Below are 2,332 nucleotides of genomic sequence, written 5' to 3' on the forward strand. Positions count from 1 at the left end.
TTGGCGCTCTCCCCTTTTTAAAAAAACGAATGAGCTGCGTCTTCTTCAGTATTGCCTTTTTCACTTTATTACAGAAGTTAATTTTCATGGTAGTTTAATAACATTAATTCACAAACTAAGTCGTTATTTACATACCTAATGTTTTATTCCTCTACCTCCATTAGACTCAGGATAGTAAAAGCTAATCGCGATTAAAAAGCTTCCAAATAATGCAATTAATGTGCCGATAATAATCCAATGAAAAAAGATGAAAAAATAAAATCCTATCAAAAATAAGAGTACGCCAACCCAAAATATTTTCCTCCTATTTTCATTTTTCTTCTCCCCTCAAGAAATTTTTTTGAGTTTTAATATAATCCAAAAGCCAAGAAGAAAACTCCCTTTACTAAAGAGAGTTTTCTTTTAAAAAAGCTCTGTTATAACTGAATGTTGATTCATTGTGTTTGAAAAATAAACGGTAAAATTCCGCTTAAATTGGGAAATACACATATTTCCTTAAAAATAAAGGTAGTTTTTCCGATTATATTATCCAAACCTTTGGATTTTTTCTTATTTAGAGCAGTTAGTCGGAATTTCTCCGTTTATATCTGCTTGTTAAGCTTCTACTTTATACATTAGACGGAAATTCTCCGCCTATGAATTCTCATATCTACACGAATATCAACAATGAATAATAACAGAGCCTCTAAAAAAACCGGATCTATGGTATCGGAGGCAAATCTATATTTCGTCCTATCATCTATTTTTTCAATACATTCTGCTTTTGTTGAATCAAGAACGGTAACTAAATGCTATTTTCAGGTATTTACATTTTCAGCAAGTCCTGTATAAGAATATTTATCATATCCAAGCTTACCACGAGTGGAGATGAGAGCAATTAGAGCCAATAAAACAAATACAATCATGAATGATATATCCATATCTTTCAAAGAAGGATTTGTAGCATATGGTTGTATCATACTAAACGTATTTATACTTGCATGAACGAGCATCACACTAAACAGATTTCCTTGCTTTTTGTTATATATCCAGGTCAGAATAATCGATATCGCTATGCAACATACGGTAAAGATGGGAAAATTGGTTGCAAAGTGATAAAGTATGAGCTTAACGGATGAGATACTAGAAATCCCTTTAGACGTGATGTTTCATTTTTTGGTTCTGATGATGCTTTCAATAAAACCATCCTTCCTATGATAAAAGACCTAAATATATATATTAATTCTTTATTAATTTTTAAAAATCCTTTCGAAAATATGACTTTGTAACTATTTTTTGAAAAAAATCTCTAGTTCATTCTAGGTACACCTTTTACTTCGCAGTTGGCTCAAACTATGTAGTCAGTCACTTGAGTTCAAATGGATTTCTAGTAAATTCCCAGCTAATGTTATAAGTTTCGGAAATGATGTAGTAAGTGGTCAGAAGTAAGTAATAAGTTACCACTATTATGTCGTAATTGGAGAAAATTGTAACCTTAACTTCTAAAAAATTTCTGAATGGTCACTATCTGTTGGTTATTGTGACCGTGAAGTCGCTTATACCCCTTATAAGCTACCGAACTTGCAACATTTTCCCGGTTTCGGTCGCTTATACCCTTATAAGCTACCGAACTTGCAACATTTTCTCGGTTTCGGTCGCTTATACCCCTTATAAACCTATTTTATTTTTTTGACATTCTTTGAAGATTTACTTCTAATGCGTTCAAACATCAGCTACGAGGAAGGGGAAATTTCACTTTTCATCTCCCTCAATTTCTTTTCTAATTTTCTCTAATTTAACCTCCACCTCATGTATTGCTTTCGGACCTGCTTTCCGGAGATTGCCTAAATCATAGTCAATCAGATCTCCCACAGTGTTTATTCCGTTGCGTTTCAAAATAGTAAAGACCCGCTGCGAGTACTCTAATTCATCGATAAACATTTTACGAAGATCCTTTTTTTCTTCCACTTCACCGACTAAATCCCCGATATCCAGGTTTAGTTCTCTGCTCAAAATAGCTGCCTGGGTTAAACCGGGATGCGTTTGATTTTTGACCCAGCTTGAAAAAGTCTGCTGGGACACTCCGCATTTTTCGGCCAACTGCTTTTGCACACGCCCTTTCTTTTTAACCCAAAGGCCAATTTTATTTTCATACATTCAACAACACCTGCCACGATAATATTTATTCTAATTTGACGGACAAATCTTGTTAAAAGTTTCTTTAACAATTATTCGAACTCCCTGCCTTGTTAGTCGAATGTAAGCCCGTAATCAAATAACGCATATAAACGAGTCGGCACCTCCGGTACGATAGACGTATCAATCAAAGGAGGTGCCATCTTTATGCCAACCA

The 2,332-nt window shown here is 34.2% G+C and carries 2 protein-coding genes and 1 pseudogene; all 3 read right to left on the reverse strand.

What is annotated here, in order from left to right; translation table 11 throughout:
* Positions 1–797: 797 nt before the first annotated feature.
* Complete coding sequence (locus tag ACIQCO_RS28085; protein ID WP_400435445.1) at positions 798–959, reverse strand: hypothetical protein; 162 nt, start codon at positions 957–959, stop codon at positions 798–800.
* Between the two features lie 15 nt (positions 960–974).
* A pseudogene (locus ACIQCO_RS28090) lies at positions 975–1,145 on the reverse strand (CPBP family glutamic-type intramembrane protease); the annotation flags it as partial.
* Between the two features lie 586 nt (positions 1,146–1,731).
* Entirely contained in the window at positions 1,732–2,136 is a 405-nt protein-coding gene (locus ACIQCO_RS28095) for a DNA-directed RNA polymerase subunit alpha C-terminal domain-containing protein (RefSeq protein ID WP_400435448.1), read from the reverse strand.
* Positions 2,137–2,332 lie beyond the last annotated feature (196 nt).

Source organism: Neobacillus sp. NPDC093127, from assembly GCF_044754175.1.
Taxonomy (GTDB): domain Bacteria; phylum Bacillota; class Bacilli; order Bacillales; family Cytobacillaceae; genus Neobacillus.